Source organism: Massilia sp. DD77 (genome assembly GCF_036961685.1).
In the GTDB taxonomy this organism is placed as follows: Bacteria; Pseudomonadota; Gammaproteobacteria; order Burkholderiales; family Burkholderiaceae_D; genus Telluria.
In genome coordinates, this window is record NZ_JBAMDH010000024.1 from 1 (window position 1) to 26,801 (window position 26,801).

Genomic DNA, 26,801 nt, shown 5'->3' on the forward strand with positions numbered 1-26,801 from the left:
CGAGGCGGCGCCGCAGCCGCTGCCGCAGCGGCGACAGGAGCAGCGACCGGCATCTCCCCTGCCCCCTTGACCGGCAACGGCGTGGACGCAGGCGCGGCCACCGCCCGCTGGGCCGTTCCGCACCATGGACAGAAATTCACCCCGCGCGGAAAGGTCCGGCCGCAAGCGGCGTTGACGCACCGGTAGATCACTTCGTTCTGTGCCATGCGGTCCCTTACTCCGGATCGGGGACGCCGTCGTCCGGATCGGGGATCGCCTCGCCCAGCAGCGCAGCCAGTTCCGGCAGCGCGCCGACCGTGCTCCACTTGTCCAGCTTCGGATTCCAGCGCATGTCCCACACCCGCGTACCCGCGTCGACCTCGCCGCGCGCGGCCAGCTGGGCGATCTCCTCAGGCGTGTAGGGGCCGCGCTGGGCGCCCTGCAGGAACAGCTTGTAGCGATTGCCGCCGCCCGCGGCCGCGGCCAGGCCTGCCCCCGCCGGCGCCGCCTTGCGCTGCAGGACTTCCCCGGCCCTGTCCTCGCTGCCCAGGTAATCGGGCAGGATCACGCGCTTGTCCACCGGGCGCTCGACCTCCCAGCTGTAGGCGTCGCTCGCCGAACCGGGCACGGCTTCGGTCCAGTGGGCGATTCCCGACAGCGCGGTCTCGATCTGGTGCGGGGACAGGCCCGGATCGGCCGCGGCCGCGCGCCGGATCCACTGGTCATACAGCCGCCGCGCCGTGATGTTGGGCAGGGAGGGCGACGGCAGCTGGGCGCCGGTCTCGTCGACTTCCAGGCGCGGCTCGTACACCCGCAGCTGGTAGTGGCGCATCAGGGCCGCCAGCAGCGCCAGCTGGTGCGGCCCCATGCCGGCCAGGCGCGCCTGCACGGCGGCGATCACCTGCTCGCGGTAGTAGGACGGCAGGCCATTCGAACGGATCGCGTACTCGTTGCCGATCTGGAGCCACTCGCCGGAACCCGGCTCGACCTCGAACAGGTATTGCCCGCGCGGCTGGAAGCTGGCCTCGCGGTCGCCCAGGTCGGGTTTACGCCGGATGACGCCCAGCGCGATCGCCTGCAGGAACCATTCGTAGTCGTCGGCCAGCCGGTTGAGCTCATCCATCGAGGGCGAGATCGGGTGGCGGAAGCGGGTGGCGTCGAAGTGCAGATGGGTCGGTATCTTGGGGTTCTCGATCTGGTACGAGGCGCGCCAGGTCGGCAGGCCGCGCAGCACCGTCATCGGATAGCCCGAGAGCTCGATATAGCACACCGCGCGCCCCGTCATGCCGGTGTTGACGATCGAGACCAGGTCGCCATGGAAGTACCCGGTCGGCACGGCGGCGCGCAGCTCGGCCTCCATCTTGCGCCAGGCGCCCACGTCGCCCACCCCGATGAAGCACTTGAACTGGTCGGCGGACGGCGTGAACTCGGCCGAGAAGCGCGCGTTCACCCAGGGCATGGCGCTGCGGATCCATTCGGCGAACACGCGCTGGCGCTCCTGGGGCGTCAGGCTGGACAGGCGTTCGAGCAGCGGATCGACGGGGTCCGGCTGGGCCAGCTCCTGGCTGGAGAGCTGGAGCTGGGCGCGGCGGAACAGCTTGAGCAGCAGTTCGGACCGCAGGCGCTCGTCGCCCAGCTGCGGGAACAGGCGCGCCGAGCCGCCGAATTCGAGCAGCACTTCCTCGCTCCAGGCGCTGACGTCGCCCGTCAGGCGCACGGGCGGCGGCGTGGTGTCGCCGGCCAGCTTGATATAGGTGGCATGCTCCTGGCGCGCGTCGGCGCGCAGCTGGCTGATGCGCTGGTCGGCGGCCGCCAGCATGGCTTGCACCTGGCGCCGGCCCTCCTGGAATTCGCCCGCGATGCCGCTCCATTGGGCCTGGCCCTGCTCGTCGGTGCTTTGCGGGTCGCCCAGCCAGGCCGACATGCCGCGCATGACCTCGATCGACTGCCCGGCGGACACCGCCAGCAAATGGAAGCGCAGGTAGTCGGCGATGTCGCGTTTGAGGTGGTTCATCACTTCGCGCGCCTGGCCCTCCTTGCCGAACATGCGGCCTGAAGCCTGCGACAGGTTGTTCAGCGATTCCTCCACCTGCCGCGTGCGCAACGCGTCGCGCACGTCGCGGTAGCGGCGGCCGTTGCGCTCGGCGTTGGCCAGGTCGCGCTGCAGCAGGCGCGCCTTGACCTGCTCCAGCAGCGAGAGCACGAATTCCAGCCCGCCCTGCTTGCGGTCGTCGAGCAGCGCATACAGGCGGTCTCGAATCCGGGTCTTCAGGCGCTGGAGCTGTTCTCCGGTATGCCGCTTGATGCGGTCCTCGCTGGTTTCGGCGGTGGCGCCGGCCTCGCGGATGGCGTCGCGTTCCAGGTTGGGCAGCAGCTCGGCCACTTTCTCGCGCCACAGCTTGATGTCGTAGGACGCCATGATGCGGTCCATCTCGAGCTGCACCTTGCTCTCCACGCGCTCGAGCAGGGAGCGGCCGTCGCGGTCCAGCAGCAGGGTATGCGTGAGCGCGTATTCGGGGAAGGCGGTGACGTCGACCGTGCCCTTGCGGAAGTCGGGGAACTCGTCGAAGGGACGCTCGGCCATGTCCATCTGCTCGCGCATGAAGCTGTCGCGTTCCTGGTCGCCGGCGCGCCGCGCCGCCGTTCCATCACTGCTCACCAGGCCGAAGAAGGCCTTCACCATCAGCCCGGCCAGCTCGTAGGCGCGGATGTCCTCGACCAGGCTTTGCTGGGTATCGAGCACCGCCTGGCCGAAGGCCGAATACACCTTCGAATACGACAGGCGCATGTCGCCGAAGCGCGCCTCGGGCACCTTGGGGTTGTAGGGACCCAGCTTGTGCTGCTGCTGGTTGACCGCCACCGAGCGCTTGCGGTTGGCGAAATCGGCCGAGGCGAAGTCCTCGAACAGGGTGTCGGCCACCATCTGGTAGACGTCCTTGACGTCCAGGGTGGCCTTGTTGGCCAGGTTGGCGGTGTCGACGAAATACACGTCGTCGAAGGGCGAGCCGCTGCCCGCGATGCTGTCCGGCTCCATCCAGTGCACGCGCGCGTTCATGTCGCGCATCGCCGTCTCCAGTTCCATCAGGGTGGCGTAGGCATTGGCTTCGGTGCGCTCCTTGTTGGCCTTGGCGAAGCCCGAGGGCATGAACAGCACCAGGTCGACCTGGCTGTCCGCCACTTCCTGGCGCGCGATGGCTTTCGACAGCCAGCCCAGGTCGATCGCGCTGCCGGCGCCGGTACCGCCGGCGGCGGAGGCGATGACGACGATGCGGAATTTCGAGGTGTCCACCTGCAGGCCGAGGCGCTGGTAGTTCTCCTTGCGCTCGATGCCGGCGTTACTGCTCAGGAAGTTGAGCGCGCCCTTGATGCGGCCGCGCAGCTTGGGGTACTTGTCGAACAAATACAGCCGCGCCAGAGCGCGGATCTGGCCGGCGCCCTTGGACGGGTCGATGCCCAGCGAGCGCAGCTTCTTGGGGCGCAGCGGCATCCAGTTCTCGATCAGCGGGAAGCGCGCCAGGCTGTCGTCGGACTCGTGATATTGGGGCAGGTCGAGAGGCTCGACCAGGCGCTCCTCGTCGCTCAGGCGCACCAGTTCGTACCAGGGATCGGTGCGCTGCGACTTGCCTTCGTCGATCGCGGCATTGCTGTCGAGGTCGAAGTGCAGGAAGCGCGCCACCGGGAAGTCGCCGATCGACTCCACCCGGGTCGGATGGTGGCGGTTCCACACCGCCGACAGGATGCGGCGGCGGATGCGCATCATCACTTCCATGCCGGTGCCGCCCGCGCCGATGAACAGGGTGGGCCGCAGGTCGACCTTGAGCTCGGTCTTTGCGCCCGTGCTGCCGGATTTCGGGAAATCAGCCATATCGTTTCTCTTTCAAGACGCGCTAGCGGCGGCCAGTGAACAGCGCCGCGACCAGGGCTACCACCCCGACAATGACCAGCGGGCCGGTGACGCCGAAAGTCAGGTAGCGGCTCGCGTTGACGATCGCCAGCACCGCCGCCGCGGACAGGAAGCCCAGGCCGATGAACAGCAGCCAGCCCGCCGTACCGGCCGACGAGGGGGCGACGCGGCGCACCACCAGGTGGTGCACGAAAGCGTTTCGCACGAAGAAGTACACCACCAGCAGGATCAGGAACACGACGCCGCCGATCGCCAGGTCGCGCGTCGAGGTGTCGGTGGCCGGCGGCATCCCTTCCGTCCTAGGCACAACTTCCACCGGCCGCCCCGCGGTATCGGGCGTGGTCTTTGGCAAAGTATCCTGGGGAGAGGCCGATTCCTCCGGCAGCTTGAAGCCGGGATCGGCGGGCGACGGCGCGGCGGGTGGCTGGGTTCCTTGCATCATGGTCCTCTCGTCTTAGCGGCCAAGCTTGACCTGCGCGCCTTCGCGCAGGTCCAGCAGCTGGTGGCCGAACAGGGTGGTCTTGAGCCGGGCAACCTGCTGCCCGGCCTTGTCGTAGATCGGTTGCGTGGTGCCGGGCCGCGCACGCATGGTGCGCAGCTCGTCTTCCACGGTCACATGCGCGAGCTTCGGGCGGGCATAGGCATAGGCCGCCGCGCCGGCCGCCGCCAGCAGCGCCAGCGCCGCGCCGCCCAGGGCCAGCAGCGGCCCCATGCCGTAGTGCACGCGCACTTCCAGCGGCAGCACGGCGGTGGAAGCCTGCACGCGCGCCGGCGGAATGAAGATGTCCGGCAACGGATCGCCCGGGAACAACGCCGCCATGCGCTGGCGGAAGGCTTGCGACAGCTCCAGTTTCTGGTTCGCCAGGTGCAGCTGGATGGTCCCCGGCAGCACGTAGGCCGAGCCGGCCGACTTCAGCGCGTCGAACGACCATTTGTCGGGTATCTGCGCCACCGGCAGGGTCATGGTCGAGCCCAGGGGCGCCGGCTTGCCCGGGGCCAGCGCGCTCACCCGGTTGCTGGCGAGCGTGATCGGGCGGTTCTCGCCGCCCAGCACGGAACGCGCGCTCAGGGTGGCCGAGGAAATCGTGTACGGGTACATCGTATTCTCGAGATTCCATTCGATGCGCGCCGTGGGCTGGCGCGCGTCCGGCGCCACGTCGGCGCGCAGCACGCCATTGGCCGCGGTGGCGAAACGCACGCCCGGTGCGTTCTCGACCTTGCGCGGCGCCAGGCGCACGGTGTCGCGATCGAGCGGCTTCAGTCGCGCGGGCGCTTCGGTGATCACACGCTTGACGCTCCCGGCGGCCAGCAGCGCGTCGAGGGCCCCGGCGCCCTCGTTGCCGACGGCGAAGGCGTACACCATCAGGCCGTTGGCGCTGTAGTGCTCGCCCTTGACCGGCATGCGCAGCGGGAAAGCCAGCGCACGGGTGATGGCGGCGCCGCCGTGGATCAGCTGGTAGAACTCGCGGTTGCGCTGGGCCGTGGCCTGGTCGTTGTTGGGGCTGTTGCGGTTGTTGGTGAACAGCCAGACGATGCCCGGCTTGCCGCCCAGCGCCTGGCCGATGGCGGCCTGCACCGCCTCGCCCAGGTCGGTGTCGGCCAGCGCGGCGCTGCCGGGCTTGCGCGCCGTGTCCAGTGCGCGCAAGGCCTGGGTCACCCTGTCCTGTACCGGTTCCTTGCCTGCCTTGAAGGACAGCAGCGCGCGCGGCGAAGGCGCGCCGGGGAGCGACTGGTTGAAGGCGGCCAGCAACAGCGCGTCGCCCGGCTGCACCACGCTGCCGGCCAGCGCGCCGACCAGCGGCTTGAATGGGGATTGCGGATCACTGTAGAAAGGCTCCATCCAGCCCGAGTTCTGCACCAGGAAGACCTGGGGGATGGCCCAGGCCCAGGCCGGCGCGCCCGCCAGCACGGCGGCGGCGAGGCAGCGGACGACGCAGCGGGCGAACAATGCGGACCACGCCTTCATCACGCGAGCTCGTCCAGGCGCCAGCCGCGCATCTGGTTCCAGTCGGGATGATGCAGCCACAGGCAGTTGTCATAGACCAGCGGCACGCAGTCGAGCGGCCGCGCCAGGCGCGCGATCTCGTCCAGGATCACGTTGCGCCGGCCGATCCATTCCACCGTCACGCGCGGAATCACGCGCTCGTCCAGCGCTTCCTCGGCGCGCCCGGTGTACTTGTGCAGGCGCAGCACCAGGCCGCTGGGCTGGCTGCGGTTGTTGTTAAAGCTGCGCAGCAGCGGCACCACCAGCGTATCGTCCTGGGCCTGGTCCTCGACGTGCTCGGCCGACCATGGCTCGTCCAGCACCGGGTGGCCGCGGCGGAACAGGAAGTTGGCGAAGCCCAGGCGCGCGCCGTCGATCGGCACCTGCGCGGGCGGGCCGGCCTCGGCGCCCAGTTCGAGGAAGGAATAGCCCTGGCCGTCATGGCCGATGTGCCACAGGCGCCCGTCGCGGCTCTGGGTCGGGCCGCCGAAGGCCAGGCGCGGCTGCCACCCGGGCGGCCAGGGCGCGAAGCGCGGCGCTTCGCCGGGACGCCAGCTGAGCTGGCCCGCCGCGTGCAGCCAGAACAGGCGGCCGTCGTAGCCGAAGGGACGCGACCAGCCGCCGGCCGGCAGGTCGGGACAGGCGAGCTGCTGGGCCTCGCTGAAGTCGGTGCGCGCGCTCCACAGGTGAACATTGCCTTCGGCGCCGACCAGGCAGGCCAGGTGGCGGCGCATGAGACCGGGCGCGGCCAGCACCGGGGCATCGACCACCGGCTCCAGGCGGTAGCTTTCGCTGACCGGGTTGATCCACAGGCGTTGCAGGCCGTTCGCGGCCGGCGCCAGGGCCACCTCGCCGCGCGCTCCGCCCTCGAGCGGCAGCCATGCATATGCCGAAGCCGTGAACGCCAGGCTGGCGGCGCCGTCCTCGGGCGCCAGCACATGCCACAGCTGGGCCAGCGGATCCCAGTACTGCAGCACGCCGCGGGTGTGCGCCAGGGCCAGCAGGCGCTGCTCGGGAAAGCCGAAGCCGGCGGCGGCGAACACGCACCAGGCGTTCGGCGGCGCGGGCATGAGGCGCTCGGGACGGCCGGCATGGGGCGCGGCGGGACGTTCCTCCAGGCTGTCGCCCAGCGCCAGCGAGCTCACCGGCAAGCCGTGCGGCACGTGGCGCGGCAGCGCGGCGTCGGCGCCCGGCCCCCACCAGCCCGGCGTGCGCGTGGGCTGGCCGTTCAGGCGCTGCAAGGGCTTGCCGCAATGCGGGCAATGCATGAAGCCTTCGGGATAGATGGGTGCGCAGGCGCAGGACGCGGGCAGCGAAGCGCCGAGCAGGTGGGCGACGTCGGCCAGGCGCGCGCCGGCAAGGGACTGCCAGTCGATGCGTCCCAGGCCTTCGCTGGACTGCAGGGCGAATTGCCCGGTCGCGCCGTCCTCCTGCCAGATGCTGGCAGGCGTTTCCCATCGGTATGCCATCCGCTCCACCGTTCGCCTCGCCATTTGATTTGCCGAAACAAGGCCTGTCGAGGCCGTTGTTGTTGCTCAAATCATAGCGCCGCCACCTGTCGAGCGGCGCGCCGTTCACGGGGTAGCGTGGGCTGACACCTCAGGGATCACATAGCGGACCCGTATAGGGAACTTTTGGCCTGGATCCGTATAATGGCGGGCTGGATAGTCCATCGAAGCCCCTCCATGCATTCCCCTGCCCCCGCACCCGCCCTGTCCACGGACGATCTGACCGCCCACGCGGTCGATGCCGCCACGGCCCACCTGGCCGACCTGCTGTCGGTCGCCGTCGAACACGGCCCGGCGCATGCCGCGCTGGTGGTCTACGACACCCGCACCGCGCTGTCGCGCGCCCTGCTCGCGGCCTACCGCCGCAACCTGCCCGATGCGCGCTTCATCGACTTCGACGGCGTGGGCGCCGACGAGGTGCTGGCCGCCTTCCGCGGCATGCAGCCGAAGGACCTGGTGGTGCTGGTGCAGTCGACCAATTTCCGCCTGGACGGCTTCCGCATCCGGGTCGAACTGTTCAAGCTCGGCCTGAAGGTGATCGAGCACGTGCACCTGTCGCGCATGCCGGGCGCGCAAAGCGAGCACTACATCGAAGCCCTGGCCTACGACCCGGCCTATTTCCGCGGCACCGGCCGCGCGCTCAAGGCGCGCATCGACAGCGCGCCGGGCGCCCGCGTCGAAGGCGGCGGCGAGGTGCTGCACTTCGCCTCGGCCCTGGAGCCCGCCAAGCTGAACGTGGGCGACTACAGCGGGATGCACAATGTCGGCGGCCAGTTCCCGATCGGCGAAGTGTTTACCGAGGCGCTCGACCTGGAGGCGGTGCACGGACGGGTCCAGGTGCACGTGTTCGGGGATACGAACTACCGCTCCAACCGTCCCGACACGCCCGTGACCCTGGTGATCGAGAAGGGCCGGGTGGTGGCGGCGGAAAACGCGACCCCGGCCTTCCAGGAAGTGCTGGACATCATCCGCGCCGACGAGGGCGAGGTCTGGGTGCGCGAGCTGGGCTTCGGCCTGAACCGCGCCTTCACGCGCGAGCGCCGCGTCGACGACATCGGCACCTACGAGCGCATGTGCGGCATCCATCTCTCGCTCGGGGCCAAGCACGGGGTCTATCCGAAGCCGGGCTTCAAGCGCAAGGATGCGCGCTATCACATCGACGTGTTCGCGGTGACCGACGCGGTCTACCTGGGTGAAGAACGGGTATATGCGGACGGGCGCTGGCTGGTCTAGCCACCGCGGCATGCGCCAGGGTTGACGGCTGTGCCGCCGACGCGTCCAGGCAGCTGGAAACAGCCGCTGAATCGCGATGCGCGCGTCGCTGGAAAGCGGGTGTAAAAAAATGCTTGTATTCCCCCAGCATGCTGATGCTATGATGTAAATATTACAACGATAAGCGGACGGCGATCATGGGAGACGGCGTTCTTGGGGATGTTCTCACGCATGTGAGCGAAATACAGGGCATTGGCGCTGTTCCACGCATTCTTGAGACGGTCGCGGCCATGACCGGACTGCGCTTCGTCGCCATCGCCCATGTCACCGACGCGTCCTGGACCGCCTGCGCGGTGCACGACCGCCTCGACTTCGGCCTGTGTCCCGGCGACACGCTCGACGTCGACACCACCCTCTGCAGCGAGGTCCATGCCACGCGCCAGCCGGTGATCATCGACAGCGTCCGCCACAGCGAACGCTACCGCGAGCACTACACGCCGCGCATCTACGGCTTCCAGAGCTACTTCTCGATTCCGATCTTCCGTCCGGACGGCTTCTATTTCGGCACCCTGTGCGGTCTCGACCCGGAGGCGGCGCGCCTCACCGACGGCCCCACCGTCTCGGCCCTGACCCTGTTCGCCGAACTGATCTCGAACCAGCTCGAATCCGAACGCTCGCTGCGCGCGGCGCGCACCGCCTTGTTCACGGAGCGCGAGACGGCCGAACTGCGCGAACAGTTCATCGCGGTGCTGGGCCACGACCTGCGCACGCCCCTGGGCGCGATCCTGAGCGGCAGCGAGATCCTGGCGCGCCGGGTCGAGGATCCGGGCGCGCGCCAGCTGGTGGAGCGCATCCGCCGCAGCGCGCGGCGCATGGCGGGGCTGGTCGACGACGTGGTCGACTTCACGCGCGGGCGCATGGGCGCGGGCATCGCGCTCGACCTGCACGAGCGCGACGACATCGGCATCGTGCTGGAGCAGGTGGTGGACGAGCTGCGCGGGGTGTATCCGGGACGCCAGCTCGACACCGCCATCGACAGCCGGCTGGCGCTGCGCTGTGACCCGCAGCGCCTGTCCCAGCTGCTCTCGAACCTGCTGAAGAACGCGCTGGTGCACGGCAGCCCGCAGCGCCCGATCACGGTCACGGGCGCCGTCGACGGCCCCAGCTTCATCCTGCGCGTCACCAACGAGGGACCGGACCTGAGCCCGGCCATGATCGGCCAGCTGTTCAAGCCCTACTGGCGCGCCTCCTCGCGCGCCGGCAGCGAGGGCCTGGGCCTGGGCCTGTACATCGTCGACCAGATCGCCGCCGGCCACGGCGGGGCGATCCGCGTCACCTCGGCCGAAGGGCGCACCTCGTTCACCTTCAGCATGCCGGTGGGATAATCTGGCGTATGCACGTTGCTTCATGCGGACCGCATGCCCCATACTCGGCGGGCTTGAGTTCACGACATGGAGAACCGGATGCACCCTGAACGTCTGATTGCCTTATTCCGCCCTCGCACCGCCGTATTGGCGGCGGCACTCTGCGCGAGCTTCGTTCCGTCCGTCCCGGCCTGGGCGGACGACAGCGCCGCCATCACGCGCATCGAGCGCAACCTGGCCAGCCGCGTCATGCTCAAGGGTGCACCCGGCGCCAGCCTGGCCGATGAGATGAAGCGCCTGAATGTCCCTGGCGTCAGCGTTGCCGTGATCCGCGGCGGCAAGCTGGCCTGGGCGCGCGCTTACGGCGTCGCCTATGCCGGTGGACCGGCGGTCACGCCGGAAACGCTGTTCCAGGCCGCCTCGGTCAGCAAGCCTGTCACGGCCCTGGCTGCGATGCGCATGGTCGAGGGCGGCAAGCTGGCGCTCGACGCCGACATCAACAACTTCCTGACGAGCTGGAAGCTGCCGGCCGGCCCTGAAGGGGCCAAGGCGAGCCTGCGCCAACTGCTGTCGCATACGGCCGGCACGTCGGTCTCGGGCTTCCCCGGCTACGCGGCCGGCGCCCCGCTGCCGACCGTGCTGCAGATACTGGGCGGCCAGGCGCCGGCCAACAACAAGCCGGTGCGTATCGAGGCGGCGCCCGGCGCCGCCTGGAACTACTCGGGCGGCGGCTACACGGTCGTCCAGCAAGCCATGGCGGATACGGCCGGGAAGCCCTTCGACGTCCTCCTGGCGGAATCGGTCCTGAAGCCGCTCGGCATGCGCGACAGCACCTTCGCGCAGCCGCTGCCGGCGGCCATGAAAGCGCGCGCCGCACAGCCCCATGACGGCAAGGGACAGCCGTATCCGGGCGGGGCTTACACCCATCCCGAAATGGCGGCGGCGGGCCTGTGGACCACGCCGAGCGACGTCGCCCGTTTCGCCCTGGCGGTGCAGGATATCCAGGCCGGGCGCCTCAAGGGCGTCTTGTCGGCCGAGCTGGCGCGTACCATGCTCACGCCGATCCAGCGCAACTATGGACTCGGCTTCGGCATCGAGGGCCAGGCGCCACGCCAGGCCTTCGGCCACACGGGGGCCAACAAGGGCTTCCGGTCGTCCATGCTGGCCAGCTTCGACGGCGACAATGGCGTGATCGTGATGACCAACGGCGACAATGGCGGGCAGCTGGCGGCCAGCCTGGAACGCGCCGTTGCCATCGAATACGGCTGGCCGGTGCGCCAGCCGAAGGTGCGCGAGGCGGTGGCCTTGTCGCCGGAAGTCCGCAAAACCTATGTCGGCCGCTACGAGTCGCCGGTGCTGGGCGGCTTCGAGATCGCCGAGCGCGACGGCACGCTTGCGCTGTCGATGAAAGGCGGCCCTTTCGATACCTTGCATGCCGAGTCGGACAAGGTCCTGTTCATGCTGGAGCGCGACGCCGAGCTGCGTTTCGAGGACGCCAACGGCGGCAGGATCGTGGGAGGCCCCCTGAATGCGCCGTACAAGCGCGTATCGCTGTAAGGCCAGGAAAAGGCCGGTGTGCGGAACCCGTCCATACAGGGTTCCGCGTATGTATTATGTATCAGCTTTTTTACAAATCCCCCGAACAATTGCCGGTTGGGTAAAGCTAGAATAGTTTTTCCTATACCAACTAAAATTCCAGGGGAAATATGATACGTTTGCCCATCAGCCTGGCGGCACTATGCCTCACCGCCTCGGCTTTTGCAGCTGCGCCTTTCGACGACAAGTTCCGCCAGCTCGATGAATTGCTCCCGACTCCGGGCGCGATCCGCACCGCCTCCGGCGCCCCGGGGCACGCCTACTGGCAGCAGCGCGCCGACTACACGATGCGCGCCACCCTCGACGAAAGCCGCCGCGCCATCACCGGCTCGGGCACGATCACGTACTACAACAATTCCCCGGACACCCTGAAGTACCTGTGGGTGCAGCTGGACCAGAACATCTACAAGCCCGATTCGGATGCGCGCCAGAGCGCCACCGTGGCCTCGCGCCAGGCCTGGGAAAAGCCGCGCAGCCCCGAAGAGGGCCTGAAGTTCGACGGCATGCGCTCGATGCTCACCGCCGCCGACTTCCCGGGTGGCTTCAACATCAAGAGCGTCAAGGACAGTGGCGGCCGCCCGCTGGCCCACACCATCAACAAAACCATGATGCGCATCGACCTGCTCCAGGCCCTGAAGCCGGGTGCGCGCGTGTCTTTCAGCGTCGAGTGGAACTACAACATCAACGAGCAGAAGGTGCTCGGCGGCCGCTCGGGCTACGAGAAGTTCGACGACAAGAACGACCTGTTCGAGATCGCCCAGTGGTTCCCGCGCATGGCGGCCTACTACGACGTCTATGGCTGGCAGCACAAGCAGTTCCTGGGCGCCGGAGAATTCACCCTGGAGTTCGGCGACTACGATGTCCAGATCACGGTCCCGGCCGACCACATCGTGGCCTCGACCGGCGAGCTGCTGAACCCGGGCGAGGTGCTGACCGCCGCCCAGCGCGAGCGCCTGAAGCAGGCGCGCACCTCGAAGAAGCCGGTCATCATCGCCACCCAGGCCGAGGCCGAGGCGCGCGAAAAGCAGCGTGCCACCGGCACCAAGACCTGGCACTTCCGCGCCAGGAACGTGCGCGACTTCGCCTTCGCTTCCAGCCGCAAGTTCATCTGGGATGCCCAGGGCATCAAGAGCGGCAATACGGACGTGATGGCGATGTCCTACTATCCGAAGGAAGGCAACCCGCTGTGGGAGCGCTACTCGACCCACGCCATCGTCCACACCATCGAGCAGTACAACAAGTATTCGCTGGACTACCCCTACCCGGTGTCGATCTCGGTCAACGGCCCGGTGGGCGGCATGGAATACCCGATGATCACGTTCAACGGCCCGCGTCCCGTCAAGGACAAGAAGACCGGCGAACTCACCTATTCCAAGCGCACCAAGTACGGCCTGATCGGCGTGATCATCCATGAAGTGGGCCACAACTACTTCCCGATGATCGTCAACTCGGACGAGCGCCAGTGGACCTGGATGGACGAGGGCCTGAACTCCTTCGTGCAGTCGCTGGCCCAGGAAGCCTGGGAAGAAGACTGGTCGGAGATGCGCGGCCACCCGCGCCAGATCACCGACTACATGCGAAGCCGTAACCAGGTGCCGGTCATGACCAACTCGGAGTCCCTGCTCCAGTTCGGCAACAACGCCTACGCCAAGCCGGCCGCCGCACTGAACATCCTGCGCGAATCGGTGCTGGGCCGCGAGTTGTTCGACTTCGCCTTCAAGGAATACGCCCAGCGCTGGAAGTTCAAGCGCCCGACCCCGGCCGACTTCTTCCGCACCATGGAAGACGCCTCGGGCACGGACCTCGACTGGTTCTGGCGCGGCTGGTTCTACACCACCGATGCGGTGGACGTGAGCGTGGACGGCATCACCGAGTACACGGTCAGCAGCAAGGATCCGGAAGTCGAGAAGGCCTGGCAGCGCGCCAGGAAACAAGCAGAGCCAATGTCGATCACCGACCAGCGCAACAAGGGCATGGTCCGCCGCGTCGACCAGTATCCGGAGCTGAAGGACTTCTACAACCAGAACGACGACTTCACGGTTACCAACAAGGACCGCAACAAGTACAACGAGACCATGGCGGATCTCGAGGACTGGGAGAAGGAACTGCTCAAGTCGGGCAAGCACCTGACCCTGGTGGACTTCACCAACAAGGGCGGCCTGGTGACCCCGCTGGTGGTCGAGATCGAACTCAAGAGCGGCAAGAAGACTATCGAGCGCATTCCGGCCGAAGTGTGGCGCTATTCGCCGGCCAAGATCACCAAGCTGTTCATCACCGACGAGCCGATCGTGGGCCTGGTGCAGGACCCGTACTGGGAAACCGCCGATATCGACGTCAGCAACAATGCCTGGCCGCGCAAGGCGGAGCCTTCGCGCCTGGAGCTGTTCAAGACCGAGCAGGACAAGAACAACCTGATGCGCGACTACAATACCAAGCTCAAGACCATGGAGCAGAAGGACGCGGACAAGTCGGAGAAACCGGAGTAAGCGCCGGTTCCAGCGATTGTTGAACGCGTTGGCGGCGGAACGCCTCGCCGGCCGCACCACCCCTACCGGCGGGGCACTTTCTTGTGTCCTGCCGGTTTCTCATTCAGCCTTTACACTTGTATGAACATCAAGCACCTGCAGGCGAGCGTCGCCGCACTGATCCTCGGCCTCAGCGCCACCGCCACCGCCGCCGCGCCGGCCATCGAGGACAAGTTCCGCCAGCTCGACGAGCTGCTGCCCACGCCGAACGAGTACCGTACCGCCTCCGGCGCGCCCGGCCACGCCTACTGGCAGCAGCGCGCCGACTACCGCATCAAGGTCACGCTCGACGAGGCCAGGCGCGCGGTGAGCGGCAGCGGCAGCATTACCTACCACAATAACTCGCCGGACACGCTGTCCTACCTGTGGGTGCAGCTGGACCAGAACATGTTCCGTCCGGACTCGGACAACCGCAACATCGCCACCCTGCCTTCGCGCGACGCCTGGCAGGCGCGCGGCAACGACGGGGTCAAGTTCGAGGCGCTGCGCTTCCAGCTGGCCTCGCGCACTTTCGACGGTGGCATCCAGGTTCACAGCGTGCTTGATTCCAGCGGCCGCAAGCTCGCCCATACCATCAACAAGACCATGATGCGGATCGACCTGCCGCAGCCGATGAAGCCGGGTTCGCGCTTCTCGTTCAACGTGGCCTGGAGCTTCAATGTGCCCGAGATGAACGTGCTGGGCCGCCGCATGGGCTTCGAACGCTTCGACCAGGAGGACAAGACGAATAACAGCGACTTGTTCGAGATCGCCCAGTTCTTCCCGCGCATGGCCGCCTATTACGACATCAAGGGCTGGCAGAACAAGCAGTACATGGGCGACGGCGAGTTCACACTGGAATTCGGCGACTACGAGGTGGACATCACGGTCCCGGCCGACCACATCGTGGCCTCGACCGGCGAGCTGCAGAACCCGGGCGAGGTGCTGACCAGCGCCCAGCGCGAGCGCCTGCAGCAGGCGAAGAGTGCGAAGAAGCCTGTGCTGATCGCCACCCAGGCCGAAGCTGAAGCGCGCGAAAAGAACCGCGTCGGCGCCAGCAAGACCTGGCGCTTCAAGGCCAGGAACGTGCGCGATTTCGCCTTCGCCACCAGCCGCAAGTTCATCTGGGACGCCCAGGGCATCAAGAGCGGCGACAAGGACGTGCTGGCGATGTCCTACTATCCGAAGGAAGCCAATCCGTTGTGGGGGACCTACTCGACGGCGGCCGTGATCCATACCATCGAGCAGTACAACAAGTACTCCTTCAACTACCCCTACCCGGTCGCGATCTCGGTCAACGGCCCCGTGGGCGGCATGGAATACCCGATGATCTCCTTCAACGGCCGCCGTCCGGTCAAGGACAAGAAGACGGGCGAGCTGACCTATCCGAAGGCGACCAAGTATGGCCTGATCGGCGTGATCATCCATGAAGTGGGCCACAACTACTTCCCGATGATCGTCAACTCCGACGAGCGCCAGTGGACCTGGATGGACGAGGGCCTGAACAGCTTCCTGCAGTTCCTGGCCCAGCAGGCCTGGGAAGAGAACTACCCGGATACCCGCGGCGAGGCGCGCGACATCGTTGCCTACATGCGCAGCACCAACCAGGTGCCGATCATGACGAATGCCGAATCGACCCTCCAGCGCGGCAACAACGCCTATGCCAAGCCGGCCACGGCCCTCAACATCCTGCGCGAGACCATCCTCGGGCGCGAACTGTTCGACTTCGCCTTCAAGGAATACGCCGAGCGCTGGAAGTTCAAGCGCCCGACCCCGGCCGACTTCTTCCGCACCATGGAAGACGCTTCCGGCACGGACCTCGACTGGTTCTGGCGCGGCTGGTTCTACACCACCGATGCGGTGGACGTGAGCGTGGACGGCATCACCGAGTACACGGTCGGCAGCAAGGATCCGGAAATCGAAAAGGCCTGGCAGCGCGCCCGCCGCCAGGCCGAGCCGGTGTCCATCATCGACCAGCGCAACAAGGGCATGGTGCGCCGAGTCGACCGCTTCCCGGAACTGAAGGACTTCTACAACGAGCACGATGACTTCACGGTCACCAACAAGGACCGCAACACGTACAACGAGACCATGGCCGATCTCGAGGACTGGGAGAAGGAACTGCTCAAATCCGGCAAGCACCTGACCCTGGTGGACTTCAGCAACAAGGGCGGCCTGGTGACCCCGCTGGTCGTCGAGATCGGACTCAAGAGCGGCAAAAAGACCATCGAGCGCATCCCGGCCGAGGTGTGGCGCTATTCGCCCACCAGGATCACCAAGCTGTTCATCACGGACGAGCCGATCGTCAGCTTGGTGCAGGACCCCTACTGGGAAACCGCCGACATCGACGTCGACAACAACGCCTGGCCGCGCAAGGCCCAGCCTTCGCGCCTGGAGCTGTTCAAGACCCAGCAGAACCAGAACAACCTGATGCAGGACTCGCGCACGCCGCTCAAGAAGCCCGCCGCAGAAGCACCGAAGGCCGTCCAATGATGTCCAGGCTGTCCAAGGTCTTGTGCGCCGTCCTGCTCGCCGCCACGAGCATGGCGGCGCACGCCCACCGCTTCCACACCAGCATCACGGACATCTCGTACAACGCGCGCACCAGGAGCACCGAGATCGTCCACACCTACATGGCGCACGACATCGAAGCGCTCCTGATGAACCTCTACCAGCGCCAGTTCGACCTGGGCGACCCGGAGGACCAGGAAGTGCTGCGCAAGTACGTCGAGCAGCAGTTCGCCCTCAAGGGACCGGACAAGCAGCCGCTGAAGGTACGCTGGGTCGGCATGACGATCGACGCGCAGAGCGTCGTCATCTACCAGGAAGCCGAGCAGACGCCGCTATCGCAAGCGGCCTTCATTCGCCAGGGTGTCCTGATCGATTTCCTGCCCGACCAGGTGAATACGGTGAACCTCAACGAAGCTGGAACGGTCCGTTCCCTCACCTTCATGCGCCAGGCGATCGAACAGCCGGCCCGCTAGACAAGCAATGAAATTACGCATCCTTCCCTGCGCGCTGGCCGCGCTGTTCGTTCACATCCCTGCCCAGGCCGACGACTTTGTGCTCCAGCGCGTGCTGGTCGAAGGCTCGCGCGCGAGCATGCTCGGCATCGCCGACTCGGCCGGCGCCGGCAGCGCGGGCGCGAAAGACCTCGCCAACCGCATCGCCTACCGCCCGGGCGAACTGCTCGAAGTCACGCCCGGCCTGATCGCCAGCCAGCACAGCGGCGAAGGCAAGGCCAACCAGTTCTACCTGCGCGGCTTCAACCTCGACCACGGCACCGACCTCGCTACCTGGGTCGACGGCATGCCGGTCAACCAGCGCAGCCATGCGCACGGCCAGGGCTGGACCGACCTGAACTTCCTGATCCCGGAACTGGTCGGCCGCCTCGACTACCGCAAGGGACCCTACTCCTCGCGCGAGGGTGATTTTTCCTCGGCCGGCGTGGCCGCGCTCACCTACGCCAACCGCCTGGCGAAGAACCTGGCCACGGCCACGCTCGGCCAGGGCGGCTATGCGCGCACGGTCGTCGCCGGCTCGGTGGACGCCGCCGGCGGCAGCATGCTGCTTGCGGTCGAGGGCCTCAGGAACGACGGTCCCTGGACCCGGGGCGACGGCTACCGCAAGACCAATGCCGTGCTGCGCTACAGCCGCGGCTATGCCAACAACGGCTGGAGCGTGACCGCGATGAACTACAGCGGACACTGGAACGCGACCGACCAGATCCCGCTGCGCGCGGTCGAAGATGGCCGCATCGGCCGCTACGACACCATCGACAGCACGGACGGCGGCGAAGCGCGCCGCGCCAGCCTGTCCGGCGTGTGGCGGCGCACCGATGCCGATTCGGCTTCCAAAGTCAGCGCCTATGTCATCCGCAACCGGCTCGACCTGTATTCGAACTTCACTTACTTCCTGAACGACCCGGTCGATGGCGACCAGTTCAGCCAGCCGGACCGCCGCGTGACTTCAGGCCTGGATGGCAGCCACACCTGGCACGTGCACCGCAGCGAGGACTTCTCGTCCGACCTGACGGTGGGCGCCCAGCTCCAGAACGACAACATCCACAACGGCCTGTACGACACGCGCGCGCGCCAGCGCCTGGCGACCACGCGCGAAGACCATATCGTCGAGACCAGCGGCGCGCTCTATATCGAAAGCGCCACGCGCTGGACCGAGGCGCTGCGCACCGTGGCGGGCGTGCGCGCCAGCCGCTACCGCTTCCGGGTCGACAGCGACCGTCCGGAGAACACCGGCAGCGCCCACGACACCCTGGTCACGCCTTCGCTGAACCTGGTGTACGGGCCGTGGACCTCGACCGAGCTGTATGCCAACTATGGCCACGGCTTCCACAGCAACGATGCGCGCGGCACGGTCGCCACGGTCGATCCCAAGACCCTGGACGCGATAGCACGCACGCCGGGCCTGGTGCGCTCGCGCGGCATTGAAGCCGGCATCCGCACCGAAGCCATTCCGAAGATGCAGACCTCGCTGTCGCTGTACCGCCTGGACTTCGATTCGGAGCTGACCTACATCGGCGACGCCGGCAACACCGAGGCGGGTGATCCGAGCCGCCGCTACGGCATCGAGTTCTCGAACTACTACCGCCCGCTCAAGTGGCTGTCGGTCGACTTCGACGCCGCCTATGCGCGCGCCCGTTCGCGCGGCGGCAATCCGGCGGGCGAGCGGGACGCCGGCCGTCGCATCCCCGGCGCGATCGAAGGCGTGGCCCAGCTCAGCCTGACCGTGGACCGCAGCGGCCCGTGGTCGGGCGCCCTGCGCCTGCGCTGGTTCGGCCCTCGTCCGCTGATCGAGGACGACAGCGTGCGCTCCAAGGCCAGCGTCACGCTCAACGGCCGCCTCGGCTACCGGCTGGCCAAGGACCTGCAGCTGGAGCTGGAGGGCTTCAACCTCACCAACCGGCGCGATTCGGCGATCGACTATTTCTATGCCTCGCAACTGAAGGGCGAAGCGGCGCCGGTGGACGACGTCCACTTCCACCCGATCGAGCCGCGTTCCTTCCGGATCACCCTCGTCAAGAATTGGTGACGCTCAGGCTAGTGGCGTGGAAAAGTGCTACGCTAGACGGCATGACAACACCGCAAGCACCTTATCTCGAGCCGTCGCAGCTGACGGACGCCCTGCGCAGCACCGGCTATGCCCTGCTGCGTCCCCTCGACGTCGCCCGCCTGGCCGGCTGCAGCCTGGACGAACTCCAGACCCTGGCGCCGAGCTGGGAGCACCTCGAACTCGACAACTACCTGAAGGACGGCGGCCGCTACCGGCGCCGCCGCCACTCCTGCTTCGTCGACGACGGCAGCGGACTGGCGCAGACCCCGCACCGCGCGCACTGGCAGCCGGTGGAATACAACGCCCTGCACGGCGGCATGCACCGCCTGTTCGCGCCGATTGAGCCGGGCACGATCGCCAACCCGGCCTGGAGCCGGCTGCTGCGTGCGCTGGGCGAGGTTTGCTCCGGCGTGCGCGGCCCACGCCGCTGGTATGTGGAAGCGCACCAGTTCCGCATCGACACCGCCGACGGCATCGGCCGTCCGACGCCGGAAGGCGCGCACCGCGACGGCGTCGACTTCGTGGCCGTGATCCTGATCGGGCGCCACGGCATCAAGGGTGGCGAGACGCGCGTGTTCGAGGCCGACGGACCGGCGGGCCAGCGCTTCACGATGCTGGAACCCTGGACCCTGCTGCTGCTGGACGACGCGGCCGTGATCCATGAATCGACGCCGATCCAGCCGCTGGGCGAGCATGGGCATCGAGATACCTTGGTGCTGACCTGGCGCGAGAAGGCGTTCCAGGGCGAAGACGCGTAGGGTTGGCGGCTAAGCCGCCGACGCGGATGGCTGGCGTTTGATTTATCGCGTCCGCGCCGCTATGGGTTGAACGCGTCGGCGGCGAAGCCGGCTGCGCGCCCCGGCCAACCCTACGCAAAAAAAACGCCCGCAAACCTGAGCGGCTTGGCGGGCGGGAATCCAATTTTCGGAGAAAACTGGAGGAGACGGTTTCAATATAATCCAATTTATTGTGCACCGCAATACCGTAGAACTACGGTGCGCCATTGGGAAGATAAACGTTTCCAATCAGATCGTCTTTTGTCGCTTTTGCGGCGCCGCGCAATACCGCGTTCGCCGCAAGTCAAAATCGCAGGAATTCCTCACTGCCGAGCAAGGCCGCATCCAGCGGCGGCGTGCGCGTGGCCGCCGCCATGGCGGCCGCTGAAGGTGTCGGCGCCTCCGGCCGCACCGTCGAGGGCGAGGCCATGGTCGCCGGCTGATCCCGCTCCCCGGAAAGGACGCGCATCGGCGGCGCCACCGATGCCTGGCGGTGGCGCCGCGGTGCTTCGGCCGCGAGCGGCAAGCTCCCCTGTGCCAGGGCCGCCGCCACCTCGGGCCAGGCGCCCATCCCCTCTTCTTCCAGCCGCACCTGCGCCCGGGCCAGCGGCACCGCATTGGCGACCTCGATGCCGCCGCTGCGCACCGCCGAGGCCAGCAGGCGCAGCGGATCCTTGCGCTTGCTCGCCTGCGCCGCCGGCGCCAGGAAATCCGGGCTGGTAAACAAGGCCCGCAAGACTTCCTTCTGGTCGCCGCCGCTGCGCCGCCACGCGGCTTCCATGCGCGACAGCAGACGCTGCGGCGCGCCGCCGACGAAGTAGTCGACCAGCGCCCGGCGCCACGCGGCCGGATCCTGCCCAACCCGTTCGAACACCCGCGGACGCAGGGTGTCCGCCATGCGCGCCTGGGCGGCCGGGGCCAGCCTCAGTGCCCCCTGCTGCTGCAACCGGAAGCCGACCAGCACCTCCTCGAGCTGGCGCCGGCTGGCGATGGCGCGCAGCAGGCGCTCCTGCCGCGCCAGCTCATCGGCTTCGGCGGCTTCGGCGGCTTCGCCGGCAGCGGCGTCCAGGCGGGCACGCGCGAGCTCCCGCACCCGGCGCGCGTCCTCGCCCAGCAAGTCCGGCCTGGACGCGTCGAGCTGCTCCGCCACGTAGCGCTCCAGCCCCATGGCCTGCAGGCGCGCCACTTCGCCCGGCCGCGGGCCGAAGCTCATGCGGTTCAGCACGTGCAGAGCCTGCTCCGCCGTCAGAGGCGCCGCCGTGGACACAGCCGCGGCGAGCAGGCAGCACAAGGCCAACATCCATTTGCGAACCATTCTCCCTCCTTCCCGATAAGGCGTTATACCGCACCGGCGGCCCGGCGTCCCATGCCGCCGGCCGCGGCGCTGTAACTGTTTGTAAGCACCCTGCATGATGCGCACGCGTGAACGCTGCCGACCAGACTGCTTTTGCTACACTTGTTCGCTTACCCGAGAGTCGACCAACCATGCAAATCAAACGGATTCCACGCCCCGCGCTGATCGCGGCGGCGGCAGCCCTCCTGTGCGCCCTGATCGCGTTCGCCCTGTCCGGCGGCGTCACCGCCAAGGACGAGCCGGCGCCGGCGCCCACGCCCGCCCTGACCGTCTCCACGGGCCTGCCCTCGACCGCCAGACTGCCCCTCGATCTCAGCGCCAACGGCAGCATCGCCTCCTGGCAGGAAGCCGTGATCGGCAGCGAATCGAACGGGCTGCGGCTGACGGAAGTACGGGTCAACGTGGGCGACGTGGTCAGGAAAGGCGATGTGCTGGCCGTGTTCTCCGCCGACACCGTGCGCGCCGACGTCGAGCAGGCCCGGGCCGCCGTGCAGGAGGCCCAGGCGAATGCCGCGGAGGCTGCCGCCAACGCCGAGCGCGCCCGCGCCCTAAAGAGCTCCGGCGCGCTGAGCGAGCAGCAGGTGACCCAGTACCTCACCGCCGAACGCACCGCCGCGGCGCGCGTGAGCGCCGCCAAGGCCACATTGACCCAGCAGCAGCTGCGCCTGAAGTACACGCAGGTGCTGGCGCCGGACAGCGGCGTCATCTCGGCGCGCAGCGCCACCGTGGGCGCCGTGGTCGGCACCGGTACGGAACTGTTCCGCATGATCCGCCAGGGCCGCCTGGAATGGCGCGCCGAGGTGACCGCCCAGGACCTGGGCCGCATCAAGCCCGGCATGCGCGCTTATGTACGCGCCGCCAGTGGCGGCGAAGTCAACGGCAAGGTGCGCACCGTCGCGCCCTCGGTCGATCCGCAGACCCGCATTGCCCTGGTCTATGTGGACCTGCCGCCATCGCTCTCGGCCAACGCGCCGCTCAAGGCCGGCATGTTCGCCAGCGGCCGCTTCGAGCTGGGCGCCTCGAACGCCCTCACCGTGCCGCAGCAGGCGATCGCGGTGCGCGACGGCTTTTCCTACGTGTTCCGCCTGAACCGCGACAGCCGCGTGAGCCAGCTGAAGGTCAGCACCGGCCGCCGCCTGGGCGACCGGGTCGAGGTCACCGGCGGCCTGGCGGCAGGCACGACGATCGTGGTCAGCGGCGCCGGCTTTTTGAACGACGGCGACCTGGTGCGCAACGTCTCAGCGCAACCAGCGGCGCAACCCGCCGCCCAGCCCCCTGCGGCGCCCGCGCGTGCGGCGCGTTGAGAGGCTCGCGATGAATTTTTCCGCCCTCTCGATCCGCAACCCGATCCCGGCGATCATGCTGTTCGCCTTGCTCACCCTGGCCGGGCTGCTGGCCTTCAAGGCCAACAAGGTGCAGGACTTCCCCGACATCGAGCTGCCGATCGTCACGGTCAGCGCGGTGCTGGACGGCGCCGCTCCGGCCCAGCTGGAGACCGAGGTCGCCCGCAAGATCGAGGATTCGGTCGCCACCCTGCAAGGGGTGAAGAACATCTATACCCGCGTGCTCGACGGCGTGGCCACCATCACCGTCGAGTTCATTCTCGAGAAGGACTTGTCGGACGCGGTGAACGACGTGCGCGATGCCGTGTCGCGCGTGCGCGCCGACCTGCCGGCCGAGATGCGCGACCCGAGTGTGACCAAGGCCGCCACCGCGGGCCGCGTGATCGCCACCTTCACGGTGGCGCGCGCACCAGGCGCGGGCAGCGGCATGGACGACCAGGAGCTGAGCTGGTTCGTCGACAACGACGTCTCCAAGCGCCTGCTGAGCGTACCGGGCCTGGGCGCGGTCAAGCGCGTGGGCGGCGTGACGCGCGAAGTGCGCGTGGAGCTGATCGATGCGCGGATGGCGGCGCTGCGCGTGTCGGCGCTGGACGTCTCGCGCCAGCTGCGCAACGTGCAGCGCGAAGCGCCGGGCGGGCGCGGCGACGTCGGCGGCGCCGAGCAGTCGGTGCGCACCATCGCCACCGTCAAGACCGCGCAGGAGCTGGCCGGCATGGAGATTCCGCTGCCGGACGGCCGCAGCGTGCGCCTCGACCAGGTGGCGAACGTCGCCGACACGGTGGCCGAGCCGCGCGCCATCGCCGAGCAGGACGGGCGCAAGGTGGTGGCCTTCGAAGTGTTCCGCACCCGCGGCGCGGGCGAGGTCGACGTGGCCGAAGGCGCGCGCGCGGCCGTGGCCCAGTTGCAGAAGGAGCATCCGAACCTGGTGCTGCGCGAGGTGATCGACAATTCCTTCGCGGTGGAAGATAACTTCGACGCCTCGATGGAGATGCTGTACGAAGGCGCGGTGCTGGCGGTGCTGGTGGTGTGGTGGTTCCTGCGCGACTGGCGCGCCACCCTGATCGCGGCGGCCGCCCTGCCGCTGTCGGTGATCCCGGCCTTCCTCGGCCAGTACCTGTTCGGCTACACCCTCAACATGGTGACCCTGCTGTCGCTGGCCCTGGTGGTGGGCGTGCTGGTCGACGACGCCATCGTCGAGATCGAGAACATCTCGCGCCACCTCCACATGGGCAAGACGCCGATGCAGGCCTCGCTCGAAGCAGCCGACGAGATCGGCATGGCGGTGATCGCCACCACCTTCTCGCTGGTGGCGGTGTTCCTGCCGACCGCCTTCATGGGCGGCATTCCCGGCAAGTTCTTCAAGCAGTTCGGCTGGACCGCGGTGCTCGCGATCCTGGCATCGCTGCTGGTGGCGCGCCTGCTGACGCCGATGATGTGCGCCTACCTGCTCAAGCCGGCCAAGCCGCACCAGGAAGAAGACGGCCCGATCATGCGCCGCTACATGCGCGTGATGAAGTGGTGCCTGCGCCACCGCCTGGCCACCGCGATCGGCTCGGCCGTGTTCTTCTTCGGCTCGATCGCCCTGGTGCCGCTGCTGCCGACCGGCTTCGTGCCGCCCGCCGACCGCTCGCAGACCCAGATCAACGTCGAGCTGGCGCCGGGCGCCACCCTGGCCGAGACCCGCGCCGTGGCCGAGCAGACCCGTCTGGCGGTGATGGGGGTGCCGGGCGTGAAGAACGTGTTCAGCTCGATCGGCGGCGGCTCCAGCGGCGACGCCTTCGCGCCCGGCGCAGCGGCCGAAGCGCGGCGCGCGGTGCTGACCGTGAACACCGTGCACCGCGACGAGCGCGACGAATCGCTCTCCGGCATCGAGCGGGGCATCCGCGAACGCGTGGCCGCGATTCCCGGCGCGCGCTTCACCGTCGGCGCCCCGGACACGGGCACCAAGATGCAGCTGGTGCTGCGCAGCGAAGACCCGGAAGCGCTGCAGATGGCGGCGCGCCAGGCCGAGCGCGAATTGCGCACCCTGCGCGGCATCGGCAACGTCAGCTCGAGCGCCTCGCTGGTGCGGCCCGAGATCATCGTGCGCCCGGACTTCGCGCGCGCGGCCGACCTGGGCGTGACGGCGGCCGCCATTGGCGAGACGGTGCGCGTGGCCACCGCCGGCGACTACGACCAGGCGCTGGCCAAGATGAACCTGTCCGAGCGCCAGGTGCCGATCCGCGTCAAGCTGCCGGACGCGGTGCGCGCCGACCTGGACGCGATCGGCCGCCTGACGGTGCCGGGCGCGAACGGCCCGGTGCTGCTGGCGAACGTCGCCACCATCACGGTGGAAAGCGGCCCGGCCCAGATCGACCGCCTGAACCGCAGCCGCAACGTGACCCTGGACGTGGAGCTCTCGGGCCGTTCGCTGGGCGAGGTGAATGCCGAGGCGCGCGCCCTGCCCGTGTTCCAGAAGCTGCCGCCCTCGGTGCAGATCGCCGAGCTGGGCGACGCCCAGGAGATGCAGGCGCTGTTCGCCAGCTTCGGCGTGGCGATGCTGATCGGCGTGCTGTGCATCTACGGCGTGCTGGTGCTGCTGTTCAACGACTTCATGCAACCGGCCACCATCCTGGCCGCGCTGCCGCTGTCGATCGGCGGCGCCTTCGTGGCCCTGCTCATCACGCGCAACGCGCTGTCGATGCCGACCATGATCGGCCTGATCATGCTGATGGGGATCGTGACCAAGAACTCGATCCTGCTGGTGGACTATGCGATCCTGGCGCGCAAGGCGGGCATGAACCGCTTCGACGCCCTGGTCGACGCCTGCCACAAGCGCTCGCGCCCGATCGTGATGACCACCATCGCCATGGGCGCCGGCATGCTGCCACTGGCGCTGGGACTCTCGGGCGATCCGAGCTTCCGCGCGCCGATGGCGATCGCGGTGATGGGGGGATTGATTACCTCGACCTTGCTCAGCTTGCTGGTGGTGCCGGCGGTGTTTACCTATGTGGATGACTTCGAGCATCTGCTCAAGCGGGGGCGGGACAAGCTGAGGAGGCAGCCGGCGCAGCCGGTGGTGAAGGGAGAGCGGAGTGCGGGGTGACTGTCTGACGCTATTGGTGTGCGTCGAACTTAGGTTCCGGCCTTCGCCGGAAGTCGTAGGCGCCAGTGGCGCGTACGACGGTCTTGAAGCTGACTTGCAGAATAGCGTTAGCGTCTGCTCATCCCAGCTCCCCTGGCACGTCGTTCCGGCGAAGGCCGGAACCCAGGTTTGTAAGCGTAACTCCGGCGTACGACCAAGCCACAAAAAAACGAAGCCCAGCCAAGCATGACGCTGGCCGGGCTCCTTCACGTACCGCCCTGGTGGACGGCTAGCGATCAATAATCGCGGTAGTCGCGATACGAGCGGGAATCGCGCGAACGGTCGCTCGAACCACCCAGCAGCTTTGCCAGCACGAAGCCGACGCCGATGGCGGCCAGCAGAGCGCTGCCCGGGTTGTTGCGGACATATTCGCGGCCCTGGGCCGACAGGTCCTGGTACTTCTCGTTCAGCTGCTGCGAGCGCTGGCCCATGGTTTCGCGGGTGCTGCCCAGCATGCCGCTGACGCGATCGACGCCGGCGTGTGCGGTGCTGACCAGGCGGTCCACCAGCGGCTGGGCTGCCTGGGCTGCCTTGTCGATACCCTGGTGCATCTTGTCAGGGCTCATCGAGGCCATGGCGCCCTTGATGCCGCCTTGCTGCTGCTGCTGGCCCATGTCCGACTGGCTGCTGCCGGTGCTGCCGCCGCCCATGCTGCCGCTGCTGCCGGCGCTGGTGCCCAGGCTGCTGCCGGTGGTGCTGCCCATGTTGGTGCTGCTTGCGCTGCTGCCCAGCGAGCCGCTGCTGCCGGAGGCGCTGCTGCCGGTGCTGCCGCTGCCCATCGAGCCGCTGCTGCCGGCTGCGCTGCTGCCCAGCGAGCTGCCGGACGAGCCGGAACTGGCGTTGCTGGTGCCGCCGACTGCGCCGCTGCTGGAGCTGGTGGCGCCGCTGGCGCTGCTCGGCGAGGCGTTGGCGCTGCCGAGGCTGCCGCCCGACGCACCGCTGCCCAGGCTCGAGCCCGATGCACCGCTGCTCTTGCCGAGATTGGAATCCTGGCCTTTACCGATGCTCGAACCTGCGCCCTCGCGGCTTGCGTCGCTGCCTTTTCCCTCGGTTGATTTCTGATTATCCATGATGTATCCCTCG

The 26,801-nt window shown here is 67.9% G+C and carries 17 protein-coding genes; 10 read left to right on the forward strand and 7 right to left on the reverse strand.

The genetic code is table 11. The annotated features are described in order from the left end of the window. From V7778_RS15600 to V7778_RS15620, 5 genes are all read right to left on the reverse strand, one after another. A partial coding sequence (locus V7778_RS15600; RefSeq protein ID WP_335556899.1) for a hypothetical protein occupies positions 1-206 on the reverse strand: 206 nt, incomplete at its 3' end. 8 nt (positions 207-214) lie between these two features. Continuing rightward, positions 215-3,844: a tubulin-like doman-containing protein gene (locus V7778_RS15605; protein WP_335556901.1), complete on the reverse strand. Its 3,630-nt coding sequence runs from the start codon at positions 3,842-3,844 to the stop codon at positions 215-217. Positions 3,845-3,866: 22 nt separating this feature from the next. Next, positions 3,867-4,325 carry a hypothetical protein gene (locus tag V7778_RS15610; protein ID WP_335556902.1) on the reverse strand — a complete coding sequence of 153 codons (459 nt, stop codon included), beginning with the start codon at positions 4,323-4,325 and terminating at the stop codon, positions 3,867-3,869. 12 nt (positions 4,326-4,337) lie between these two features. Next, positions 4,338-5,849 (reverse strand): hypothetical protein, encoded by a 1,512-nt coding sequence (locus tag V7778_RS15615; protein WP_335556904.1) that lies wholly within the window; start codon positions 5,847-5,849, stop codon positions 4,338-4,340. After that, a complete protein-coding gene (locus tag V7778_RS15620; protein WP_335556906.1) occupies positions 5,849-7,336 on the reverse strand; it encodes a hypothetical protein in 1,488 nt (495 codons plus the stop codon). The genes V7778_RS15615 and V7778_RS15620 overlap by 1 nt, the downstream gene beginning before the upstream one ends. Positions 7,337-7,552: 216 nt before the next feature. Between V7778_RS15620 and V7778_RS15625 the strand changes: the two genes are divergently transcribed. The 8 genes from V7778_RS15625 to V7778_RS15660 all read left to right on the forward strand — a co-directional run bounded on the left by V7778_RS15625 (position 7,553) and on the right by V7778_RS15660 (position 19,879). After that, a complete protein-coding gene (locus V7778_RS15625) occupies positions 7,553-8,608 on the forward strand; it encodes a hypothetical protein (protein WP_335556908.1) in 1,056 nt (351 codons plus the stop codon). 176 nt (positions 8,609-8,784) lie between these two features. Then, positions 8,785-9,972: a GAF domain-containing sensor histidine kinase gene (locus V7778_RS15630; protein WP_335556910.1), complete on the forward strand. Its 1,188-nt coding sequence runs from the start codon at positions 8,785-8,787 to the stop codon at positions 9,970-9,972. Between the two features lie 78 nt (positions 9,973-10,050). Further along, positions 10,051-11,508 carry a serine hydrolase domain-containing protein gene (locus V7778_RS15635; RefSeq protein ID WP_335556911.1) on the forward strand — a complete coding sequence of 486 codons (1,458 nt, stop codon included), beginning with the start codon at positions 10,051-10,053 and terminating at the stop codon, positions 11,506-11,508. Between the two features lie 149 nt (positions 11,509-11,657). Next, complete coding sequence (locus V7778_RS15640) at positions 11,658-14,033, forward strand: M1 family metallopeptidase (RefSeq protein ID WP_335556912.1); 2,376 nt, start codon at positions 11,658-11,660, stop codon at positions 14,031-14,033. A 120-nt stretch (positions 14,034-14,153) separates the two neighbouring features. Next, entirely contained in the window at positions 14,154-16,544 is a 2,391-nt protein-coding gene (locus V7778_RS15645; protein WP_335556914.1) for a M1 family metallopeptidase, read from the forward strand. Beyond that, positions 16,541-17,035, forward strand: a complete 495-nt coding sequence (locus V7778_RS15650) for a DUF6702 family protein (RefSeq protein ID WP_335556916.1) — start codon at positions 16,541-16,543, stop codon at positions 17,033-17,035. The genes V7778_RS15645 and V7778_RS15650 overlap by 4 nt, the downstream gene beginning before the upstream one ends. A gap of 7 nt (positions 17,036-17,042) precedes the next feature. After that, the gene (locus V7778_RS15655) at positions 17,043-19,100 is read left to right on the forward strand and encodes a TonB-dependent receptor (RefSeq protein WP_335556918.1); all 2,058 of its coding nucleotides are present in this window, start codon (positions 17,043-17,045) and stop codon (positions 19,098-19,100) included. Between the two features lie 41 nt (positions 19,101-19,141). Beyond that, on the forward strand, positions 19,142-19,879 hold the full coding sequence (locus V7778_RS15660; protein WP_335556919.1) for a 2OG-Fe dioxygenase family protein: 738 nt from the start codon (positions 19,142-19,144) through the stop codon (positions 19,877-19,879). Positions 19,880-20,201: 322 nt separating this feature from the next. On the opposite strand, the gene V7778_RS15665 is transcribed toward V7778_RS15660, so the two are convergent. Continuing rightward, positions 20,202-21,212 (reverse strand): DUF1800 family protein, encoded by a 1,011-nt coding sequence (locus V7778_RS15665; protein WP_335556922.1) that lies wholly within the window; start codon positions 21,210-21,212, stop codon positions 20,202-20,204. Positions 21,213-21,382: 170 nt separating this feature from the next. On the opposite strand from V7778_RS15665, the gene V7778_RS15670 reads away from it, so the two are divergent. Both V7778_RS15670 and V7778_RS15675 read left to right on the forward strand, forming a co-directional pair. Beyond that, a complete protein-coding gene (locus V7778_RS15670) occupies positions 21,383-22,555 on the forward strand; it encodes an efflux RND transporter periplasmic adaptor subunit (protein ID WP_335556924.1) in 1,173 nt (390 codons plus the stop codon). A gap of 10 nt (positions 22,556-22,565) precedes the next feature. Next, complete coding sequence (locus V7778_RS15675) at positions 22,566-25,679, forward strand: efflux RND transporter permease subunit (RefSeq protein ID WP_335556925.1); 3,114 nt, start codon at positions 22,566-22,568, stop codon at positions 25,677-25,679. 275 nt (positions 25,680-25,954) lie between these two features. Here the strand turns inward: V7778_RS15675 and V7778_RS15680 are convergent, their stop codons facing one another. After that, positions 25,955-26,788, reverse strand: coding sequence for a DUF883 family protein (locus tag V7778_RS15680; protein ID WP_335556927.1), 834 nt, complete (start codon positions 26,786-26,788; stop codon positions 25,955-25,957). Positions 26,789-26,801: the final 13 nt, after the last annotated feature.